The sequence below is a fragment of the Promicromonospora sp. NPDC110617 genome, assembly GCF_055598465.1.
In genome coordinates, this window is the sequence record NZ_JBVKBM010000001.1 from 1262334 (window position 1) to 1283356 (window position 21023).

Genomic DNA, 21023 nt, shown 5'->3' on the forward strand with positions numbered 1-21023 from the left:
AGTGTTGTACTATCGTCACTCGTATCATAAGTTATGAATGACATGCTGGCGCAGGGTCGCGAGCGTGCTGTCTCGACGACGATGTGGAGCACGATGCGAATCACCGGGTACCGGAGCCTGACCACGATCCATCGCTGGGGTCGCCCCGTGGGCGACGTCAACGGCGTGGTGGCCAGCGGCGTGACCGAGGTGCCGATCGTGCTGGTCGAGACCGACGGCGGCCTGACCGGCGTCGGCCTCGGCGCGCACGCCGACATCGAGCGCGTGTTCCCCGCCCTGGACGGGCAGGACCCGCGGGCCGTCACCGCGCTGTACGACCGGATGCTCGCGTTCGTGTTCAAGTCCGGGCACCACGGCGGCACCTTCGGCACCATCGGCGCGCTCGACATGGCCCTGTGGGACCTCAAGGCGAAGATGGCGGGGGAGCCGCTGTGGCAGACCCTCGGCGCGAGCGACCGGTTCGTGCCGGGTTACGCCTCAGGTCTGGAGTACGCGCTCGACGACGACGAGCTGGTCGGCCTCTACGAACGGTGGGCCGAACGTGGCTACACCGGCGCGAAGGTCAAGGGCGGCCTCGACATCAACCGCGACGTGAAGCGCCTGGCGGCCGTGCGGGACGTCCTGCGCGTCAACAGCGACCAGCCCGCCATCATGTACGACGTGAACGAGTCGTGGGGCCGGCACCAGGCGGTCCGGCTCGCCCGCCGGGTCGAGGAGCAGGTCGACCTCACCTGGATCGAGGAGCCCGTGCGGCGCTGGGACGTCGCGGGGCACCGCGCCGTCGTGTCCGGCGTGCAGGCCGCTGTCGCGACCGGGGAGAACCTCACCGGCCTGGAGCAGTACCGCCAGCTGCTGGACGCCGACGCCCTGGGTGTGGTGCAGGCCGGGAGCGTCTGGGGCATCACCCATTTCCTGCGGGTATCCGTGCTGGCCCTAGGCCGCGACCTGCCCGTGAGCCCGGTCGCGTACGACGCCAACCCGGTGGCGCACGCTGCGGCGGCCGTGCCCAACCACCTCGTCACCGAGGTGCAGGACCTGGAGGCCCCCGTCGGGCTGAACGTGGACCAGGAGTTCACCGACGGCGGGATACTTCTCGGCAGGTCGCCCGGTCTGGGCATCGAGGTGGACGAGGCGGTCATCGCCGCGCAGCGCGAGTCAGGGGCGTGGTCCGTCCCGGCCGGGCCCCACGTCCGCCCCGCCGACGCCGGCCTGCGGCTCGCCCCGCGCCGGCCGTGACCCGGCCCAGCCCGACCCACCGGCCCAGCACAGAGAGATGACCACCATGTCCCAGCGCCCCCGCGCCGTCCTGGCGTTCGGGCCCGCGTCCCTCGTGGGCCAGGTCTTCACGCCCGGCGCCCTCGAGCGGATCGCCGCGGTGCTCGACGTCGACGTCGCCCAGGTGGTGACCGAGACCGGGTCCGCCGCGGCCCGTGAGGCGCTCGCCGCCGCCGAGGTGCTGCTCGCGGGCTGGGGCGCGCCCCGGGTCGGCGTCGCCGACGCCCCGCGCCTGCGCGCCGTGCTCTACGCCGGGGGCGTGGCCGCCACGTGCCTCGACGAACCCGCGGCCCACGCCGCGCGCGGGGTGGTCGCCGCGAACGCGCGCGCGATCAACGCCCTGCCCGTCGCCGAGTACACGCTCGCCACCATCCTGCTGGCCAACAAGCGCACGCGGGCCGCCGAACGGGACTACCGCGCCACCCGTCGCCTGCCCGACCGCGAGCACGAGTCCCCGAACCTCGGCAACTACCGCCGGACCGTCGGGATCGTGGGCGCGTCCCAGGTGGGCCGACGGGTCATCGAGCTGCTGCGCCCGTTCGACCTCGACGTCGTGGTGTACAGCCCCGAGCTGAACCCGGAGGACGCCGCGGCGCTCGGCGCGCGGTACGGCACCCTGGAGGAGGTCGCGGCGCAGAGCGACGTGCTCTCGCTCCACCAGCCGCTGCTCCCGGAGACGGCCGGCCAGATCGACGCCCGGATCCTTGCCCTGCTGCCCGACGGCGCGACGCTGATCAACACCGCGCGCGGCGCCGTCGTCGACGAGGCGGCACTGGTCGCGGAGCTGCGCACCGGCCGCCTCGACGCCGTGCTCGACGTCACCGAGCAGGAGCCGCCGCCGTCCGACAGCGAGCTGTGGGACCTGCCGAACGTGGTGCTCACGCCGCACGTCGCCGGGTCGGCGGGCGGCGAGCTGCACCGCATCGGCGACCTCGTGGCGGCCGAGGCCGAGCGGTACGCCGCCGGCCAGCCGTTCGCCCACCCCGACGACCTGGGAGCACCGCATGCGTGAGCACACCCTGCGCACCGGCACCCGCCTGACCGAGCTCGGCCTCGGCGCCGCGCAGCTCGGCAACCTCTACCGCGAGACCACCGACCAGGAGGCACGCGACGCCGTCGACGCCGCCTGGGATGCCGGCATCCGGTACTTCGACACCGCGCCGCACTACGGGCTCGGCCTGTCCGAGCGGCGCCTGGGCGTGGCGCTCGCGGGGCGCCCGCGCGACGAGTTCGTCGTCTCCACCAAGGTGGGGCGAGCCCTGGTGCCGACGCCGGAGCGCGCGCACCTGTCCGACGACGGCGGGTTCGCCGTCCCGGCCGCGCACCGGCGCGAGTGGGACTTCTCGCGCGACGGCGTGCTGCGGTCGCTGGAGGCCAGCCTCGGCCGGCTCGGGCTGGACCGCGTCGACGTCGTCTACCTGCACGACCCCGACGACCACTGGGGGCAGGCGTCCACGGGCGGCGTCCAGGCCCTCGTGGAGCTGCGCGACCAGGGTGTGGTCTCCGCGGTCGGCGCCGGGATGAACCAGTCGGCGATGCTCGCCCGGTTCGTCCGGGAGACCGACGTCGACGTCGTCATGTGCGCGGGGCGGTTCACCCTGGTGGACGCTGCCGCCGTCGAGGACCTGCTGCCCGCCGCCGTCGAGCGCGAGGTCGCGGTGGTCGCGGCCGCCGTCTACAACTCGGGGCTGCTGGCGAACCCGCGCCCGCGGCCCGGCGCGCGCTTCGACTACGCGGAGGCGCCCGGCGATCTGGTCGCCCGGGTGCACCGCATCGCGGACGTCGCCGAGCCGTACGGCGTGACCGTGCCCGACCTCGCGGCCCGGTACGCGCTGCGGCACCCCGCCGTGTCGTCGGTGGTCATGGGCATGCGGACCGCCGAGCACGTGACGACGTCGGCCGAACGGATCGCGCGCGACGTGCCCGGCGAGCTCTGGGCCGAGCTCGACCGCCTCGGCCTGGTGCCGGCAGAAGGCCTCGCGCCGCACGAACCATCCACAGGACGGAGCACGTCATGACCACCCATCACGCCACCGGGCCCGCGACGTCGCCGAAGGTGACCGCGCTCGCCCGCTGGATGCGCACCTGGGTGGGTGCGGAGGGCCAGATCCGGGGCTTCCACAACCACAGCGTGTGGGGCACCAACCCCGCCACGTTCATCGACTTCACCAGCGGGCACCAGGCGTTCTCCGCCCCCGCGACGGCGGCGTTCGCCGAGGCGCTGGCCCGGCACCCCGACGACCGCGGGCTGGACCTGTGGCGCCGGATGATGCTGTTCCAGGCCCGCACCGTCCAGGACGACGGCCAGTTCCAGCACATCGGGTTCCAGGTCGGGGAGTCGGCCACGGCTGGCCTCATCCACAACATGGCGGGCTGCATCGGCCTGCTGGAGGGGCTGCGGCACGCCGGGCACCTGCTGGACCCCGCCGAGGTCAAGGAGGTGCTGGCCGCCGTCGCCGCGAACCTGGAGGCCTGCCGCGTGTACGGCGGCGGCCGGCCGACACCGGAGGGCACCGTCAATCAGGAGTACGCGCGGGTCTGGGCCAAGCTCCGGTACACGGAGCTGTCCGGCGACGACCGGTACGCGGACGAGCTGGAGGACGACCTCGACGCCCTGGTGCGGCTGAGCGCCGCGCCGGGCGTGCCGGACGAGGAGAGCGCCGGGGCCTACCGGCAGCCGACCGAGCGGGCCGGCGGCGGCATCCTGGAGCCGGCCGAGTACTACGGGCTGATGATGGTGCCCCTGGTGCTCGGCGCGCGCCGGTTCGGCCGTCGCGACCTGCTCGACGAGGCGGTCCGCCTGGCCCTGCACGTCGCGCGTTCGGCCTGGGTGGACGAACGGGGCTGCACCCGGTTCCACCGCTACTGGTACGTGCGCGGCGAGACCGTGCTGCGCACCACCACGCCCATGCTGATCGCGGGCATGGGGCTGAGCCTCTACGGCATCGACGAGATCCTGGCCGAGGTGAGCCACCCCGAGCTCGGCCGGTTCGTCGACGCGTGCCTCGCCACCTACGCCCGGTACCAGACCCCGGCGGGGTACTTCGCGTCGGCCACGGGCTGGCACAACGAGGCGGACGTCGCCCCGAGCACGGCGTGGCACGCCCACGACCTCATGTTCCTCGTGCGGCACGTGAGCACGCTCGACTCGTTCTGGGCCGAGGTGTTCGCGGATCCCGACCGGCAGTCCGTGCTGCTCTCCGACCGCGCGTACTGGGTCGAGGACGGCGTGCACTGGGCCGTCCTCAGCCCCGAGACGGCCGGCGACCTCAGCCTCTACGGGCGCAAGGACCGCGACACCTTCGGGCGCTCGTACTTCGCCTGGACCGACAAGGAGCCGCTGCCGCGGGAGCTGGAGCTCCCCGGGGCGCCGCACTTCTTCGTGGCCGACGAAGGCATCTACCGCCTCGACGACGGGGTCCGGGAGACCGACGTGTCGGTGCTTGGCGAGCTGCCGTACCGGGGGCACCTGCGCGACGCGTAGCGCACCCTTGCACCGAACTTTGCACATGTAGTATGTATGACAACTAGCCGCGGCCCGCGACCGGGCCCGGCTCGGACCCCCAAGGTAGGGAGACAAAGATGTCAACTACGTTCCAGCGCCGAGCGCGCGGAGCCGTGGTGCTCGGCATGGCCCCGGTCCTCGCGCTCGCGGCCTGCGGCTCGGAGGGCGGCAGCGGCGACGCCGCCGCCGACGGCTCCGTGCGCATGCTCGTGAACATCACGGACAACCTCACGCAGGCCAAGTGGGAGGAGCTCGTCAAGCCGTTCGAGGACGAGACCGGGATCGACGTGAAGATCGAGGGGCCCAGCGGCCAGTCGGTCGCCGAGTCCTTCCCGTCGCTCCTCGCGGCCGGCACCGCCCCCGACGTCATCGAGTCGATCGTGCCCGGCCCCGACACCGCCCCGGAGGTGCTCGACCTCACGGAGTACGACTGGGCGTCCGGCACCCCGATGGCCGACCTGTACTCGACGGACGGCACGATCAACGTCGTCGGCGTCGGCATGCAGGCGCAGTCGCTCATGTACTACAACGCGGACCTCTTCGCGGAGGCCGGCATCACCGAGCCGCCCACCACCTGGGACGAGCTCGACGACGCCCTCGCCGCCCTCGCCGCCAAGGACGTGGCCACCCCCATCGCCTTCGCCTCCGACTGGGCCACCGGCGTCCAGGTCCAGGAGATCTGGCACCCCCAGCAGAACGTCACCACCCCGGGCTGGCAGCAGAGCGTGGCAGACGGCTCGTCCGCCCTCGGCGACCAGTTCCAGCCGGTGTTCGAGCACGTCACCGACTGGATCGACGCCGGCTATACGACCGCCGACGACGTGGCGACCGACAGTGGCACCCAGGAGGCCAACTTCATCGCGGGCGACGTCGGCATCTACCCGATGGGCTCCTGGTTCAGCACCACGCTCGCGGCCTCCCCGCCGGAGTTCGAGGTGGGCGTGTTCGCCCCGCCGGTCGACGACGCCGCCGACGCACCCGGGCCGATGGGCGCCACCCTGGCCTTCCCGTACATGGTCTGGAAGGGCACGGCGAACCCGGACGGCGCCACCGCGCTGGTCGAGTACCTGACCACGGACGAGGCCGCCATCGCCGCCCAGGCGGAGATGGACAGCTTCAGCCGCGAGGGCCTGGAGCCCAGCAGCAACGAGTACGCGGGGATGGTGCAGGAGCTGTCCGACGCCGCGCCGTCGTACGTGGTGCCGGGCAACCAGACCGTCGGCGACTACGCGCTGCCGGTCGCGGGGTTCAACCCCAAGTTCACCGAGCTCGTCCAGGGCCTGTGGCAGGGCCGCTCCCCGGCCGACGTCGCCGGCGACCTGACCGCCTGGTACGAGGCGGAGAAGCTCGGCTGACATGGCGCGCACCACGACCACCCGGCGAGGGGTCCTCAGCGGTCTCGCGAACGGGCTGATGACCCTTCCGGCCGCCGCCGTCTACACCGGGCTGACGGTGGTGCCGGTCGGGTACGCCGTCTACTACTCGTTCACGCAGTACAACGGCATCCCGAGCCAGGCGCCCACCTGGGTGGGCTGGGAGAACTACGCGCGGATCATCGCCGACCCGATCGGCGACCTGCGTCCGGCGGCCTGGGTGACGCTGGTGATCGCCGTGGTCGGCGCCTTCCTCGTGAACGGCGCCGCCCTCGGCCTCGCGCTGCTGCTGCGCCGCACGACGCCGTTCAACACGTTCGCGCGCGCCGTGATGTTCTACCCGCACGTGCTGTCCGCGCTGATCGTCGGCTTCCTGTGGCAGGCGATCCTGGGCCCCCAGGGTGCGGTGAACAACCTGCTGGAGAACGCCGGGCAGTCCACGCTGCCGTTCCTGGCGGACCCGGACTGGGCGCTGGTCACCCTCATCGGGGTGATCGTCTGGGCGCAGTTCGGCGTGCAGCTCGTCCTGTACCTGGCGGGCCTGCAGGCGGTCTCGCCGGAGCTCCAGGAGGCCGCGCGGCTCGACGGCGCGGGCGGCCCCCAGGTGTTCCGGCACGTGACCTGGCCGGCGCTGGCGCCGACCGTGACGGTCACGATCGTCACGTCGATCCTGTCGCTGCTCAAGGTCTACGACGTGGTGCTGGGCCTGACCAACGGCGGGCCGGGTGACGCCACGCAGACCTGGGCGTACGAGATCCTCGCGGTCTCGTTCGCCAACAACAAGGTGGGTCTCGCGTGCGCGCAGGCCGTGCTGCTCGTCGTCGTCGCCGGGATCCTGTCATTCACCATCATCGCGCTCCGCAGGCGGGCCGAAGAAGGAGCGGAGGCCGTCGGATGACGCGCACCAGCCCGATCCGCAGGGCGGTCCAGGTCGCCGTCGTGGCCGTGCTCTCGGCGGCCATGCTCGTGCCGATGTACATCATGGTCGTCAACGCGTTCAAGCCGCAGCAGGAGATCCTGCTGTCGCCGCTCGGGTTCGACCTGGCGACCCTGACCACCGACCACATCGCGGCCGCGTGGCAGAACACGAGCTTCCCCGTGGTCGAGGGCTACGCCGTCACGCTGTTCCTGGTGGTGGCGTGCAACGTCGTGGCCATCGGGGCGTCGGTCCCGGCCGCGTACACGATCGCCCGCACGCCCACGCCGCTGTTCCGGTTCCTGCTGTTCTTCTTCGTCGCGGGCATGTTCGTGCCGGCGCAGATCATCCTGGTCCCGGCCATCTTCGTGCTCAAGGCCCTCGGGCTGATGGGCACGCTGCCGGGGCTGGTGCTGTTCATGTCGTCCACGATGATCCCGTTCACGCTGTTCATCTTCAGCGGGTACATCCGGATGCTGCCGAGGTCGCTCGACGAGGCCGCGGCGATCGACGGCGCGGGCCGCCAGCGCATCCTGTGGACCATCGTGTTCCCGCTCATGCGGCCCATCGTCGCCACCGCGTTCATCCTCAACGCGCTGAGCGCCTGGAACGACTTCGTCAGCCCGCAGCTCATCCTCGGCCCCGGGTCGCAGTTCCGGACGATCACCACCGGCGTGTACGCCGCGGTGTCCACCTACACGACCAACTACGAGATCGTCTTCCCCACCCTGCTGCTCGCCGTGGTGCCGATCCTGCTGATCTTCGTGGTCATGCAGCGGCACATCATGGGCGGCCTCTCCGCGGGGGCCGTCAAGGGCTGAGCCCGCCCTTCCTCCGTCGTCACGGCCCGCCGCCGTCGGGCCGCCTGGCTCCGCCCTGCCCGCCCGCAACCCACCCTTCCCAAGGAGATCCCCGATGACCGTCGACTTCACCGACTCCAAGCAGGTCGCCCAGGCGATCCAGTACACGAACGTCAACCCGGACCTCACCCGGGCGGGCGTCGTCACCCACCTCGAGACCTGTGTCGAGTACGGGTTCGACGCCGCGATGATCGCGCCCTACTGGGTCTCGCTCGCGAAGGACGTGCTGGCGGGGACGGGCGTGCGCGTGGCCTCGACCCTCAACTTCCCGATGGCCAACGACACCCTGTCGATGCGCCTGGCCGCGCTGCGGGCCCTGGTGGCCGAGGGCGTTGACGAGTTCGACTTCCCGCCGCACCCGGGGCTCCTGCTCGGCGGCGACGAGGACCTGTACGCGCGCGACGTGACCGAGATCGTGGCCGTCGCGCACGCCGAGGGCGTCAAGGTCAAGGCGATGCTGGAGTTCGGGTTCCTGGAGACGGACGAGCTCAAGGTCAAGGCCACCCGGATCGCCTACGAGGCGGGCGTCGACTGGGTCAAGCAGTCCTCGGGCTGGGGCAAGGGCGGCCTCGCGGCCACGGAGCACGACGTGCGCCTGCTCGCCGAGAACATCGAGGCGCCGTGCCGGGTCAAGGTGTCCGGCAAGGTCAACTCGCTGGAGAAGATGCGGTCGCTGTTCGAGGCCGGTGCGGAGCTGGTCGGGACCAGCTCGGGCCCGGCCATCGTCGACGGGCTCGTGGGTGACCCCGATGCCTACTGAGACGGGTGCGGGGCCGGCCGCAGTTGCCGGGCGCGCCGCCGTCGCCGTCGTCGGCAGCTACGCCAAGGCCCTGGTCATGACGGCGGACCGGATCCCCGCGCCCGGCGAGACGCTGATCGGCCGGGACTTCCGCGGGACGTTCGGCGGCAAGGGCTCCGACATGGCGGTCCAGGCGGCCCGGCTCGGGGCCGGGGTGGCGTACCTCGGCGTGATCGGCGACGACGTCTACGGCGCGGAGTTCCGCGCCCTCCTGGAGCAGGAGGGCGTGGACCTGGTCGGGCTGCGGGTCGCGGACGGCGAGTCGACGGGCGTCGGGTTCATCGTCAAGGACACGGCGGGTGCCAACGTGATCGTCGTCGACCCCGGGGCGAACACCAGCTTCTCCCCGGCCGACGTCGACGCGGCGGCCGGGGCCCTGACCGCCGCCGACGTCGCGTTGGCCCAGCTCGAGATCCCGCTCGCCACCGCCCTGCACGCGCTCACCGTGGCGCGGGCGGCGGGGGTCACCACGATCCTCAACCCCGCGCCCGCCGTCGACCTGCGCGGTACCGACCTGACCTGCGTGGACGTGCTCACCCCGAACGAGCACGAGGCCAAGGTGGCGCTCGGCCTCGGGCCCGACGACGCGACGCCGCCCGCCGAGCTGGCCCGGCGGCTGCTGGCCCTCGGCCCGCGGGCCGTGGTGATCACGCTCGGCGAGGCCGGCGCGCTGGTCGTCACCGCCGACGGCGCGGCCGAGGTGGCGCCGGTACGCGTCGCCGTCGTCGACTCCAACGGCGCCGGCGACAGCTTCAACGCGGCCCTGGCCGTGGCCCTCGGGGAGGGCCGGGACCTGCCCTCCGCCGCGCGGTTCGCCGGGACGGTCGCGGCGCTGTGCTGCGAGCACTGGGAGACGGTGCCGTCCTACCAGGACCGGGCCACGGTCGAGGCCTTCCTCGCCGGGGCTTCCGACGAGACCACCACGACGACGAGCACGGAGGCGCGACGATGAGAGCTGGACGGATCCTGCACCCGGAGCTGGCCCGGAGCCTGGCCACGCTGGGGCACACCGACGTGGTGCTGGTCACCGACGCGGGCTTCCCCATCCCGGACGGGGCGAACCGGGTGGACCTCGCCCTGACCCGCGGGCAGCTCGACGTCCGCTCGGTGCTGCGCGCGCTCCTGGAGTCGACGTTCTTCGAGGAGGCGCACTTCGCCACCGAGCTCAAGACCCACCACCCGCGCCTGTACGGCGAGGTGCAGGACATCTTCACGGGCTCCGGGGCGACGTTCCACGGGACCACGCACGAGACGCTCATCGCCGAGTGGGCGCCGCGCGCCAAGGTCGTGGTGCGGTCCGGCTCGTTCGAGCCCTGGGCCAACTTCGCCCTGGTCGCCTCGACGGCCCCGTTCGAGTGGTTCGACGACGACGAGGTGACGATCCTGCCCGCGTACGTGGAGCGACGGCGGCTGATCAGCGAGTCCGTGCGCCCGGACCTCGCCTGAGCCGGGCTGGGCCAGGAAGCACGGGGCAGGAAGGATGACGCCATGACGCACAAGGCCGTGCCCGAGAAGATCGACGCCCACCACCACCTCTGGGTCCGCGCGCGGACGCCGCAGCCCTGGATCGACCCCGGCACGATGGGCGCCATCGACGCCGACTTCACGCCGGACGACCTGGCCGGTGCGCTCGCGGGCCAGGGCGTGACGGGGACCGTCGTGGTCCAGTCGGTGCAGGTCGAGGCGGAGACCGTCGACCTGCTGGAGCTCGCGGCCCGCACCCCGGTGGTCCAGGGCGTGGTGGGCTGGGTGGACCTCACCGCCCCCGATGTCGCCGGCACCCTGGCCCGGCTGCGGTCCGGGCCGGGCGGCGCGCACCTGGTCGGTGTCCGGTCGATGGTCCAGGCGGAGCACGACCCCGGGTACCTCGACCGCCCCGACCTGCGCCGCGGCATGCGGGCGGTCGCGGACGCCGGCCTGGCCCTCGACCTGGTCACCCGGCACGAGCAGCTCCCCGCCGTCGCGCGGCTGGTGCGCGAGGTACCCGAGGTGCCGTTCGTGCTGGACCACCTGGGCAAGCCGCCGCTCGCCGGCGACGACCCCACCACCAGGGGCGACCTCGCGGACTGGGCGGCGGCGATCGACGCGATCGCGGCGGCGCCGAACGTGACGGCCAAGCTGTCCGGCCTGGTCACCGAGGCGTCGTGGGCGCACTGGACGGCCGAGGGCCTGCGCCCCGCCGTCGAGCACGCGGTCGCCGCCTTCGGGCCCGGGCGGCTGATGTTCGGCTCCGACTGGCCGGTCAGCCTCCTGGCCGCCCGCTACGACCAGTGGGTCGACACCCTGACGGACCTCCTGGCCGGGCTGACGCCCGCCGAGCAGGACGCCGTCTGGCACGGCACGGCGCGGCGCGCGTACGGCCTGCCCGTCCCTGTGACAGAAGAACCCCAGGAAGAAGAGGAGCAAGGATGAAGCTCGCCCGGATCGGAACCCCCGGCCAGGAGCGCCCCGTGGTGCACGACGGCGAGGTCTGGCGCGACCTGAGGCCGCTGACGGCCGACATCGACGGGTCGTTCCTCGCGGCCGACGGCGTCGGGCGCACGCGCGCGGCGCTCGCGGTGGGGACGCTGGAGCCGGTGGACGTCGAGGGTGCGCGGTTCGGCGCCCCGGTCGCCCGGCCGTCCGCCGTCGTCTGCGTGGGCATGAACTACGCCGCGCACGCCGCGGAGTCCGGCTCCGCCCCGCCGGAGCGGCCGGTGATCTTCCTCAAGACGCCGAACACCGTGGCCGGGCCGGACGACGTCGTCACCATCCCCCGGGGCAGCCGCAAGACCGACTGGGAGGTGGAGCTCGCGGTGGTGATCGGCCGCCGCGCCAGCTACCTCGACTCGCCCGAGGAGGCCCGCGACGTGATCGCGGGGTACACCGTGGCCAACGACCTGTCCGAGCGGGCGTGGCAGATCGAGGAGTCCGGCGGCCAGTGGTCCAAGGGCAAGAACGCGCCCGGGTTCACGCCGCTGGGCCCGTGGCTGGTCACGCCCGACGAGGCGGACGGTCCGGACCGCGCCTTCGGCGCCGGGCTGCGGCTGCGGTCCTGGGTCAACGGCGAGCCCCGCCAGGACTCGACGACGTCGGACCTGATCTTCGGCGTCGACGTGCTGGTGCACACCCTGAGCCAGTACCTCGCGCTCGAACCGGGCGACGTGCTGCTCACGGGCACGCCCGAGGGCGTGGCCCTGTCGGGCCGGTTCCCGTACCTGGCCCCGGGCGACGTCGTGGAGGTCGAGATCGAGGGGCTGGGCCGCCAGCGGCAGGAGTACGTGGCGTGGTCCCGTTCCACGGGAGACCCCGGCGCCACGGAGACCGCGGAGGTGCACGCATGACCGCCTTCGACGGGCTCGTGGCCGTCGTCACGGGCGGTTCCTCCGGGATCGGCGCCGCGATCGTGCGCCGGCTGCGCGCGGGCGGCGCCCGGGTGGCGGTCTTCGACGTGGACCCTGACGCGGCCGACGCCGACCTCGCGCTGCCGGTCGACGTGACCGACGCCGCCTCGGTGGAGGCCGCGACGGCCGCCGTCGAGAAGGAGTTCGGGCGGCTCGACGTGCTGGTCAACAACGCGGGCATCGGCGCGCAGGGCACCGTCGCGGACAACCCCGACGAGGAGTGGCTGCGGGTGCTCGACCTGAACGTCGTCGGCATCGCGCGCACCACCCGGGCCGCGCTGCCGCTGCTCCGGCGCTCGCCCGCCGCCGCGATCGTCAACACCTGCTCGATCGCCGCGACGGCGGGTCTGCCCCAGCGCGCGCTGTACAGCGCCAGCAAGGGCGCGGTCCTCGCGCTGACGCAGGCCATGGCCGCGGACCACGTGCGCGAGGGCATCCGGGTCAACGCCGTCAACCCGGGAACGGTCGACACGCCATGGGTCGGGCGGCTCCTGGCGAGCGCGGCCGACCCGGCGGGCGAGCGCGCGGCCCTGGAGGCCCGGCAGCCGCACGGCCGGCTGGTCTCCGCGGACGAGGTGGCCGAGGCGGTCGCCTACCTGGCGAGCCCGCGGGCCGCGTCCACCACGGGAACGACGATCGCGGTGGACGGCGGCATGCACGCGCTCCGCGTGCGCCCGGTGTCCTGATCTCGACGGCCGGGCGGACCACCCCGCCCGGTCCGGCCACGGGTTAGCGTGCGAAGGTGAACACCATGACCTCAGACGTCGTCGTCGTCGGGTTGGGCGGGTTCGGGAGCGCTGCGCTCTGGCGGCTCGCCGAGCGCGGCGTCTCCGTGGCCGGCATCGACCGCTTCGACGTCGGGCACAACCTGGGCTCCTCGCACGGCGTGACCCGGCTGTTCCGGGTCGCCTGCATGGAGCACCCCGGGCTCGCCGCGGTCGCCCGCCGGTCGCTGGACCTGTGGACCGAGCTGGGGGAGCGGTACGGCGAGTCGTACGTGGAGCAGACCGGCTGCCTGAATGTGGGCGCCCCGGGCTCGCGGGTGATCGAGGGCACGACGGCGGCGGCCGCCGCGGCCGGCGTCGAGCTGGACCGCCTGACGCACGACGAGCTGGTCCGCCGGTACCCGCAGTACGCCGCGTACGACGACGGCACGGTCGCCGTGCTCGACCCCGAGGGCGGCCTGTGCTTCCCCGAGCGCAACGTCCGCGCGCAGGTCCGGGCGGCCGTCGAGGCCGGCGCCCAGGTGTACCCGGGCACGCGCGTGACGGCGGTCGAGCTCGTGGACGGCGGCGTGCGCGTGACGACGCCGACCGCCGTGTTCGAGGCCGGACAGGCCGTCGTGGCCGCCGGGGCCTGGAACGCGAAGCTCCTGCCCGGCCTGCCGCTGCGGCCGCGGCGCACGCCGCTGTTCTGGTTCGCGCCGAAGGCGGGCGCCACGCAGCCGTTCGACCTGTCGGCGTTCCCGTCGTTCATCTACGAGCTCGCCGACGGGCGCGGGCTGTGGGGCCACGGCAGCGGCGACGGCTTCCACATCAAGATCGGGCTGAGCGACCACGGGCACGACGACACCGACCCCGACGAACTCGACCGGTACATCCACCCGCGCACCGACGTCGACCGCCTGGCCGAGACCGTGGCGGCGGCGTTCCCGCAGGTCGACCCGGTGCCGGTCAAGGCGATCCCGTGCATGATCACGAACTCGCCGGACGAGCAGTTCCTCGTGGGGCGCCCGGGCGGCGACCCGCGCCTGGTCATGGCGGGCGGCGACAGCGGTCACGGGTTCAAGCACGTCGCGGGCGTGGGCGAGCTGCTGGCCCAGATCGCGGTCGGCGAGCAGACCTACGGCGACGTCGGCTTCATGAACCCGGACCGCTTCGCGTGAAGAATGGCGCCGAGCACCCCCTGACATGCGGAAAGATGCGCGCATGAGGTTCGAGTATTTTGCAGCCCCGGACGACGAGACGGCTGCCCTGACGATCGACGGCGGCGAGATCGACGGAGCCGTGGCATCCCACGTGGTCGATCCCGCTTCCGTGCTGGGCCAGCTGGAGCGGCTGCTCGGCGGCCCTACCGGCGACGACGGCCTGCGCAGCGCCCAGCTCGTCGCCGAGAGCCCGGACGGCGCCCGGCTGCTGATCCGGCTGTCCAACCACCTGGTCACGTTGTTCGGCATGGTGCGACCCACCACGCTCGACGACGTCGTCCGGCACTGGTCGCTCTCCCGGCGGTTCCGCCGCGCCGAGCCCGAGGACCTGCACGCCTTCGCCGCGGGCCTGCACGAGCTGTGCGAGGGCACCGGCAAGCGGGTCTACTGCCGCGCGACGGCCGACGAGAGCGAGCTGGCCGCCGCCATGGCCCCGGCCGCGGCGGTCCCGGCGGGCGGGGAGGGTGCGGACCCGGCCGAGCCCAAGCCCTTGCCCCGGCGGCGCTGATACGGGGTTTTACCTACTGACAGGTTAGTAAGTGGATCGGTAGGGTGAGGGGCCGCCGCGACGATGCGGCGCCCTACCCTGCCGGAGGCTGCCATGTCACGTGTTCGGAAGGTGGTCGGCGCACTGAGCGCCGTCCTGCTCGCGGGCCTGCTGGGGGTGGTCGCGTCCCCCGGGGCGGTCGCCGCCTCCACGGGCACGGTCGTCGGTTCGGGCAGTGGCCGGTGCCTCGACGTGACCGACGGGTCCACGGCGAACGGCAACCGGCCGCAGATCTGGGACTGCACGGCGAACAACGCCAACCAGACCTGGACCTTCGCCGACGACGGCTCCGTGCGCGGGCGCGGCAAGTGCCTCGACGTCGCGGACGGCTCGACGGCGAACGGCGCCGTCGTCCACCTCTGGGACTGCTACTCCTCGCTCGCGAGCCAGCGGTGGACCCTGACCGCGGCGGGCGACCTGGTCAACCAGGCCGCGAACAAGTGCCTGGACGTCACGGGCGGCGCGACGGCGAACGGGACCAAGGTGCAGCTCTGGACCTGCACCGGCGCCGCCAACCAGAAGTGGACGCACGACGGAGGCTCCGTGCCGCAGCCGAACCCCGACCCCGTCCTGCCGGACCCGGCCAACCCGGACCTCGGCCCGAACGTGGCCGTCTTCGACACGTCCATGTCCGACGCCACGGTCCAGGCCAAGCTCAACAGCGTCTTCGACGCGCAGGAGACCAACCAGTTCGGCCCCCAGCGCCAGGCGCTGCTGTTCTACCCCGGCTCCTACGACGTCGACGCCAACGTCGGCTTCTTCACGCAGGTCGCGGGCCTCGGCCTGGTGCCCGACGACGTGAACATCAACGGCCACGTGCACGTCGAGGCCGACTGGTGGCCGGACGGCTCGCAGAACGCCACGCAGAACTTCTGGCGCTCCGCCGAAGGGCTGTCCGTCACGCCCGCCGACGGCAACGACCGCTGGTCCGTGTCCCAGGCGGCGCCCTACCGCCGCATGCACCTGCGGGGCGGCCTCGCCCTGTCCGACGGCGGCTGGTCGTCCGGCGGGTTCATCGCCGACTCGAAGATCGACGGCCAGATCAACTCCGGCACCCAGCAGCAGTTCCTCACGCGGAACTCCGCCATGGGGAGCTGGACCGGGTCCAACTGGAACCAGGTGTTCGTGGGCAGCACCGGGACGCCGTCGAACAGCTTCCCGAACCCGCCCTACACGACCATCGCCACGACCCCGAAGGTCGCCGAGAAGCCGTACCTCTACGTCGACGACAACGGCTCCTACCGGGTCTTCGTCCCGGCCGTGCGCTCCGGGTCGGTCGGTACCACCTGGGGCGGCGGCAACCCCGCCGGGCGGTCGCTGCCGATCAGCGACTTCCACGTGGTGCGGCCGGGCGACTCCGCCGCCAGCATGAACACGGCGCTCGCCGCCGGCAAGCACCTGCTGGTCACGCCGGGCACCTACCCGATCAACCAGACGCTCCAGGTCAACCGTGCGGACACGGTGGTGCTGGGGCTGGGCCTGGCCACCTTCGTGCCGCAGGGCGGCATCGACGCCATGCGCGTGGCCGACGTCGACGGCGTGCGGCTGGCCGGCATCATGTTCGACGCCGGGACCGGCGGCTCGAACGTGCTGCTGCAGGTGGGGCCGGCCGGCTCGTCGGCCGACCACGCGGCCAACCCGACGGTGCTGTCCGACGTGTTCATCCGGGTGGGCGGCTCGGTCGCCGGCAAGGCCGTCGTGAGCATGGAGGTCAACAGCGACGACGTGATCGGCGACCACGCCTGGATCTGGCGCGCCGACCACGGCAACAGTGGCACGGTGGGCTGGACCGTCAACACCGGCCGCAACGGCCTGATCGTCAACGGCGACGACGTGACGATGTACGGCCTGTTCGTCGAGCACTACCAGCAGTACCAGACCATCTGGAACGGCGAGCGCGGGCGCACGTACTTCTACCAGAACGAGATGCCGTACGACCCGCCGAACCAGGCCGCGTACATGAACGGCTCCACCGAGGGCTGGGCCGCCTACAAGGTGGGCGACGCCGTGACCGACCATCAGGCCTGGGGGCTCGGCAGCTACGCGTTCTTCAACGTCAACCCGGCGGTGGCGAACGCGCGGGCCTTCGAGGTGCCGGTCCGGTCGGGCGTGCGGTTCCACAACATGGTCACCGTGTCGCTGGGCGGGGTGGGCACGATCCGGCGGGTCATCAACAACACGGGGGAGACGGTGAACTCGTCGCGCCAGGTGACGTACCTCACGACGGGGCCGTGACCTCCGCCGGCTGATTGGCCTGATCCGCCTGATCGTCCTGATCAGCCCGATTGTCCTGATCCCGATCACCTTTGAGGCCCGGGTTTCTTCGCTTTGAGCTGGCTCAAAGCGAAGAAACCCGGGCCTCAAAGGTGTCCGTGGGGCCACCGCAAAGATTGGACTTGCTGGTCCAATTTTTGGGGCTCACAGTGGACCGCACAGTCCAACTGAGGAGAGAAGCCCCATGTCCGCCAGTACCAGTACCGCCACCAGCACCACCGAGCGCGAGGCGTCCAACGACGCCCTCGTGCGTGCGTTCGTCGACGCGTTCGAGAAGAAGGACGCCGCCCTGCTCGGGTCGTTCTTCGCCGACGACATCGTCTTCGAGAACTACGGCGACCCCGAGGTGCACGGCCGTGCCGACCTCGTCGCGATGTGGGCGGGCGTGTTCCGCACGTTCACCGGGGTCCGGTTCGAGACCCTCCACCAGGCCGTCGACGGCGACGTCGTGATCGCCGAGCAGGTGCACGGTCTCGGCCTCGCCGGCAAGCCGCTGGCCCCGATCAAGAACCTCGCGGTCTACGAGATCCGTGACGGGAAGATCGCCGCCTGGCGCGACTACACCAACCCGCTGGAGGCCAAGCGCCTCCTGGGCCTCTGACCCGCACACGGAAGGGAAGAGCCATGAGAGACCTGGAGACCCTGAACGCGATCGAGGACATCCGCCGCGTCGAGGCCCGCTACGCCCGGTACGCCGACCACAAGCGCTGGGCGGACCTCGCGGGGCTGTTCACGCAGGACGGCTGGTTCCGCTCGCTCGACGTGGACGGCAACGAGATCGTCCACATGGAGGGTCCGGCGGACATCGCGGAGCAGCTCGGCGCCCACAACTCCGGCGACGTGCAGCCCCTGCACCAGCTGTTCACGCACGAGATCGACGTCGAGTCGGCCGACACCGCGTCCGCGGTCTGGGCGATGTCCGACCTGATCTTCCGGGGCGACAGCGCGATCCCCGAGCCCGCCCCGGGCGACACCCTGCCGCCGTTCCGCACCATGCGCGGTTGGGGCCACTACCACGTCACCTACCGCAGGGTCGACGGCGAGTGGCGCATCGCCACCCGTACCCAGACCCGCACCCGGCTGGAGTTCGCATGACGAGCTCGCCGGTACCCGACCCCCGAAGGAGCAGCACCATGTCCGACCCCCGGAAGACCGGCGCCCAGAAGACCGACCTCGAGCAGCACCGCTTCACCGTCGCGATCCCCCAGGAGGCGATCGACGACCTCAAGGACCGCCTGCGCAACACCCGCTGGCCCGCCGACATCGACGAGAACGACGGCTACTACGGCACCAGCCAGGCCTACATGAAGGAGCTCGTCGACTACTGGCTCGACGAGTACGACTGGCGGGCGGCCGAGCGCGCCCTGAACGAGGCGAACCAGTACCGGGTCACGGTCGACGGCACGCCGATCCACTTCGTGCAGCAGGACGGCGTGGGGCCGGCGCCGATCCCGCTGATCATGAGCCACGGCTGGCCGTGGAGCTACCGCGAGTGGTCCAAGGTGATCGGGCCGCTGACCGACCCGGCAGCGCACGGTGGCGACCCCGCCGACGCGTTCGACGTCATCGTGCCGTCGCTGGCGGGCTTCGGCTTCTCGACGCCGGCCGGCCGCCCGGACATGAACTTCTGGAAGATGGCGGAGCTCTGGCACACGCTCATGACCGAGCACCTCGGCCACGAGAGGTACGCCGCGGCGGGCGCGGACTACGGCGCCCTGGTGACGAGCCAGCTCGGCCACAAGTACGCGAAGGACCTGTACGGCATCTGGCTGGGCCACGCCATCCACCTGGACCTCTTCCAGGGTGAGCGGCCGTGGGACCTGACCGGCGGCGCGACGGTGCCACCCGGCGCGTCCGACGAGATCAGGGACGGCATCCTGACCTTCCAGGACCGGTACGCGTCGCACGTCGCCGTGCACATCCTCGACAACCAGAACCTCGCCTACGGCCTCGCGGACTCACCGGTGGGGATGCTGTCCTGGATCCTGCGCCGGTGGACCAAGTGGAGCGAGTCGAACGGCGACGTCGAGAGCGTGTTCCCGCGGGAGCACCTGATCACGAACGCGACCATCTGGTGGGTCACGAACTCGATCACCAGCTCGATCCGCTCGTACGTCAACGCCAACCGGTACCCGTGGACGCCGTCGCACGACCGCACCCCGATCATCGAGGCGCCCACCGGGCTCACGTTCCTCGGCAACGAGAACCCGCCCGGGGTGAGCACCGAGCAGCGGGTCCAGGCGTTCCTCGACGACCCCGCCGAGAAGCCCTGGTACAACCCGACCTATCTCAACGCGCACGAGCACGGCGGGCACTTCACGCCGTGGGAGAACCCCGAGGCGGTCGTCGAGGACATCCGCGCGACCTTCCGCCCGCTCCGCTGAGCTCTGGACCGTGGCATCCAGTTCCGGTGCCGTCACCACTACCCTGAGGAGATGACCATGCGGATGACGGCCCGGGGCGCCGCGACCCGGCTGCGGCTGGTGTCGGGCGCGGCGCTGCTGATGCGCGAGCAGGGCGTCGCGGAGACCAACCTGGACCAGGTGCTGCAGGCGACGTCGACGAGCAAGAGCCAGCTGTTCCACTACTTCCCGGACGGCCGGGCCGGCCTGCTCGTGGCCGTGACGGCCTACGAGGCGGAGCAGGTCATGGCGGCGCAGCGCCCGCACGTCGACGACCTGTCGACGCCGGAGAGCTGGCGGGCCTGGCGGGAGGCGGTGCTCCGGCACTACGCCGAGCTCGGCGAGCGGTGCCCCCTGGGGGCGCTCACCTCCGAGCTCGGCAGCTCCTCGCCCGAGGCGCGCCACGTCCTCAACGACCTCTACGACCGCTGGGAGGGTGCGCTGATCGCCGGTGTCCAGGCGCTGATCGTCCACGGGACGGCACGGTCCGACCTGCCCGTGCGCGACACGGCCCGCAGCATCCTCACCGCCGTCCAGGGCGGTGTGGTGATGCTGCGGGCCACCGGGCGGCTCTCCTATCTGGAGACCACGCTCGACACGACGCTGGAGCCCCTGCTCGGCTCGCCGGAGGCCGCCGCGTGAGCGCGCGCCGACCGGCGTCCGGCGGCGGGCGGGTGCTCGTCGTCGGCGCCGGCGTCGCCGGCCTCGCCGTCGTCCGCGCCCTGCGCGGCTGGGGCGCGGAGATCGAGGTGGTCGAGCGTGGCCCCGCGCCGACCACGGGCGGCGCGGGCATCTTCCTGCCCGCGAACGCGGTGCGGGGGCTGCGCCTGCTCGGGCTCGACGGCGCCGTCCTGGACTCGGCCGTGCGCATCGACGAGCAACGGGTCGCGGACCACCGCGGCCGGGTGCTGTACCGGGTGAGCACGGAGAGCCTGTGGCAGGGCATCGCGCCGACGGTCGCCACCCACCGTGCCGCGCTCCACGCGGCCCTGCTCGACGGAGTCCCGGACGTCAAGATCCGGTGGGGGACGAGCCCGCTCACCGTGGTCCCGGACGGGCCGGGCGTGGACGTCACGCTCGACGACGGCGCCACCGGACGCTACGACCTCGTGGTCGGGGCCGACGGCGCGCACTCGACGGTGCGCCGGCTGGTGTTCGGGGACGCCGGGCTCCGGCCGTCGGGGCTGCATGCCTGGCGTCTGCTCGCCCCCCGGGGAGACACCGGGCCCGTGTGGTCGGTGCGGCTCGGCCGCGGGGTCTCGTTCCTGACCTTCCCGGTCGGCCCGGACCTGGCCTACCACTACGCGGACGTGGGGGCCGCCGACGCCGACGCCGGGCTGGCGGGGCTCGTCTCCCGGTTCGCGGCGCCCGTTCCCGACCTGGTCGCCGCCGCCACCGTGGCGCACAGCGGGCCGATCGAGGAGGTGTCGCTTCCCGCGTGGTCCCGGGGATCCGTGCTGCTGGTGGGCGACGCGGCCCACGCCACGACGCCGAACATGGCACAGGGCGCGGCCATGGCGTTCGAGGACGCCCTGGTGCTGGCCGACGTCCTGGGCCCGGCCGCATCGGTCCCCGACGCCCTGCGGGAGTACGAGCAGCGCCGCCGACCGCGCGTGGAACGGGTCCAGCAGCAGACCCGCCGGCGCGACCAGACCCGGGGCATGCACCCCGCCGCGCGCGACGTGCTGCTGCGCGCGGCGGGGAGGCGGTTGTTCCACGCGAACTACCGGGGCCTGCACACGGCGCCCTGACGGGCTCGGGC

21 protein-coding genes are annotated in these 21023 nt (G+C 72.6%); all 21 read left to right on the forward strand.

All coding sequences use genetic code 11. The annotated features are described in order from the left end of the window. Nucleotides 1-93: 93 nt before the first annotated feature. The 21 genes from ACZ7LE_RS05420 (at nucleotide 94) to ACZ7LE_RS05520 (ending at nucleotide 21012) form a co-directional block, all read left to right on the forward strand. Entirely contained in the window at nucleotides 94-1236 is a 1143-nt protein-coding gene (locus ACZ7LE_RS05420) for a mandelate racemase/muconate lactonizing enzyme family protein (RefSeq protein WP_470402294.1), read from the forward strand. Between the two features lie 46 nt (nucleotides 1237-1282). Continuing rightward, nucleotides 1283-2287, forward strand: a complete 1005-nt coding sequence (locus ACZ7LE_RS05425; RefSeq protein ID WP_470402295.1) for a hydroxyacid dehydrogenase — start codon at nucleotides 1283-1285, stop codon at nucleotides 2285-2287. Beyond that, nucleotides 2280-3293 carry an aldo/keto reductase gene (locus tag ACZ7LE_RS05430; protein ID WP_470402296.1) on the forward strand — a complete coding sequence of 338 codons (1014 nt, stop codon included), beginning with the start codon at nucleotides 2280-2282 and terminating at the stop codon, nucleotides 3291-3293. Before ACZ7LE_RS05425 ends, ACZ7LE_RS05430 begins: the two co-directional genes overlap by 8 nt. Continuing rightward, nucleotides 3290-4759 (forward strand): hypothetical protein, encoded by a 1470-nt coding sequence (locus tag ACZ7LE_RS05435; protein ID WP_470402297.1) that lies wholly within the window; start codon nucleotides 3290-3292, stop codon nucleotides 4757-4759. The genes ACZ7LE_RS05430 and ACZ7LE_RS05435 overlap by 4 nt, the downstream gene beginning before the upstream one ends. Before the next feature lie 98 nt (nucleotides 4760-4857). After that, nucleotides 4858-6135: an ABC transporter substrate-binding protein gene (locus tag ACZ7LE_RS05440; RefSeq protein WP_470402298.1), complete on the forward strand. Its 1278-nt coding sequence runs from the start codon at nucleotides 4858-4860 to the stop codon at nucleotides 6133-6135. Nucleotide 6136: 1 nt separating this feature from the next. Then, the gene (locus ACZ7LE_RS05445; protein WP_470402299.1) at nucleotides 6137-7051 is read left to right on the forward strand and encodes a carbohydrate ABC transporter permease; all 915 of its coding nucleotides are present in this window, start codon (nucleotides 6137-6139) and stop codon (nucleotides 7049-7051) included. Beyond that, nucleotides 7048-7890: a carbohydrate ABC transporter permease gene (locus ACZ7LE_RS05450; RefSeq protein WP_470402300.1), complete on the forward strand. Its 843-nt coding sequence runs from the start codon at nucleotides 7048-7050 to the stop codon at nucleotides 7888-7890. Before ACZ7LE_RS05445 ends, ACZ7LE_RS05450 begins: the two co-directional genes overlap by 4 nt. Before the next feature lie 94 nt (nucleotides 7891-7984). Then, complete coding sequence (gene deoC / locus ACZ7LE_RS05455) at nucleotides 7985-8689, forward strand: deoxyribose-phosphate aldolase (RefSeq protein ID WP_470402301.1); 705 nt, start codon at nucleotides 7985-7987, stop codon at nucleotides 8687-8689. Then, complete coding sequence (locus tag ACZ7LE_RS05460) at nucleotides 8679-9680, forward strand: ribokinase (protein WP_470402302.1); 1002 nt, start codon at nucleotides 8679-8681, stop codon at nucleotides 9678-9680. The genes deoC and ACZ7LE_RS05460 overlap by 11 nt, the downstream gene beginning before the upstream one ends. Further along, entirely contained in the window at nucleotides 9677-10174 is a 498-nt protein-coding gene (locus ACZ7LE_RS05465) for an RbsD/FucU domain-containing protein (protein WP_470402303.1), read from the forward strand. Before ACZ7LE_RS05460 ends, ACZ7LE_RS05465 begins: the two co-directional genes overlap by 4 nt. Before the next feature lie 42 nt (nucleotides 10175-10216). Beyond that, a complete protein-coding gene (locus tag ACZ7LE_RS05470) occupies nucleotides 10217-11140 on the forward strand; it encodes an amidohydrolase family protein (protein ID WP_470402304.1) in 924 nt (307 codons plus the stop codon). Continuing rightward, nucleotides 11137-12051, forward strand: coding sequence for a fumarylacetoacetate hydrolase family protein (locus ACZ7LE_RS05475; protein WP_470402305.1), 915 nt, complete (start codon nucleotides 11137-11139; stop codon nucleotides 12049-12051). Before ACZ7LE_RS05470 ends, ACZ7LE_RS05475 begins: the two co-directional genes overlap by 4 nt. Next, nucleotides 12048-12797 (forward strand): SDR family NAD(P)-dependent oxidoreductase, encoded by a 750-nt coding sequence (locus ACZ7LE_RS05480; protein ID WP_470402306.1) that lies wholly within the window; start codon nucleotides 12048-12050, stop codon nucleotides 12795-12797. The genes ACZ7LE_RS05475 and ACZ7LE_RS05480 overlap by 4 nt, the downstream gene beginning before the upstream one ends. Before the next feature lie 65 nt (nucleotides 12798-12862). Then, entirely contained in the window at nucleotides 12863-13996 is a 1134-nt protein-coding gene (gene solA, locus ACZ7LE_RS05485; protein WP_470402307.1) for an N-methyl-L-tryptophan oxidase, read from the forward strand. 43 nt (nucleotides 13997-14039) lie between these two features. Continuing rightward, the gene (locus ACZ7LE_RS05490; RefSeq protein WP_470402308.1) at nucleotides 14040-14546 is read left to right on the forward strand and encodes a hypothetical protein; all 507 of its coding nucleotides are present in this window, start codon (nucleotides 14040-14042) and stop codon (nucleotides 14544-14546) included. Nucleotides 14547-14639: 93 nt separating this feature from the next. After that, on the forward strand, nucleotides 14640-16820 hold the full coding sequence (locus tag ACZ7LE_RS05495) for an RICIN domain-containing protein (protein ID WP_470402309.1): 2181 nt from the start codon (nucleotides 14640-14642) through the stop codon (nucleotides 16818-16820). A gap of 223 nt (nucleotides 16821-17043) precedes the next feature. Further along, nucleotides 17044-17460, forward strand: a complete 417-nt coding sequence (locus ACZ7LE_RS05500; RefSeq protein ID WP_470402310.1) for a nuclear transport factor 2 family protein — start codon at nucleotides 17044-17046, stop codon at nucleotides 17458-17460. Between the two features lie 23 nt (nucleotides 17461-17483). Next, nucleotides 17484-17954, forward strand: a complete 471-nt coding sequence (locus ACZ7LE_RS05505; protein ID WP_470402311.1) for a nuclear transport factor 2 family protein — start codon at nucleotides 17484-17486, stop codon at nucleotides 17952-17954. Between the two features lie 38 nt (nucleotides 17955-17992). Continuing rightward, on the forward strand, nucleotides 17993-19243 hold the full coding sequence (locus ACZ7LE_RS05510) for an epoxide hydrolase family protein (RefSeq protein ID WP_470402312.1): 1251 nt from the start codon (nucleotides 17993-17995) through the stop codon (nucleotides 19241-19243). A 51-nt stretch (nucleotides 19244-19294) separates the two neighbouring features. Then, nucleotides 19295-19903, forward strand: coding sequence for a TetR/AcrR family transcriptional regulator (locus ACZ7LE_RS05515; RefSeq protein WP_470402313.1), 609 nt, complete (start codon nucleotides 19295-19297; stop codon nucleotides 19901-19903). Continuing rightward, a complete protein-coding gene (locus tag ACZ7LE_RS05520) occupies nucleotides 19900-21012 on the forward strand; it encodes an FAD-dependent monooxygenase (protein WP_470402314.1) in 1113 nt (370 codons plus the stop codon). The genes ACZ7LE_RS05515 and ACZ7LE_RS05520 overlap by 4 nt, the downstream gene beginning before the upstream one ends. Nucleotides 21013-21023 lie beyond the last annotated feature (11 nt).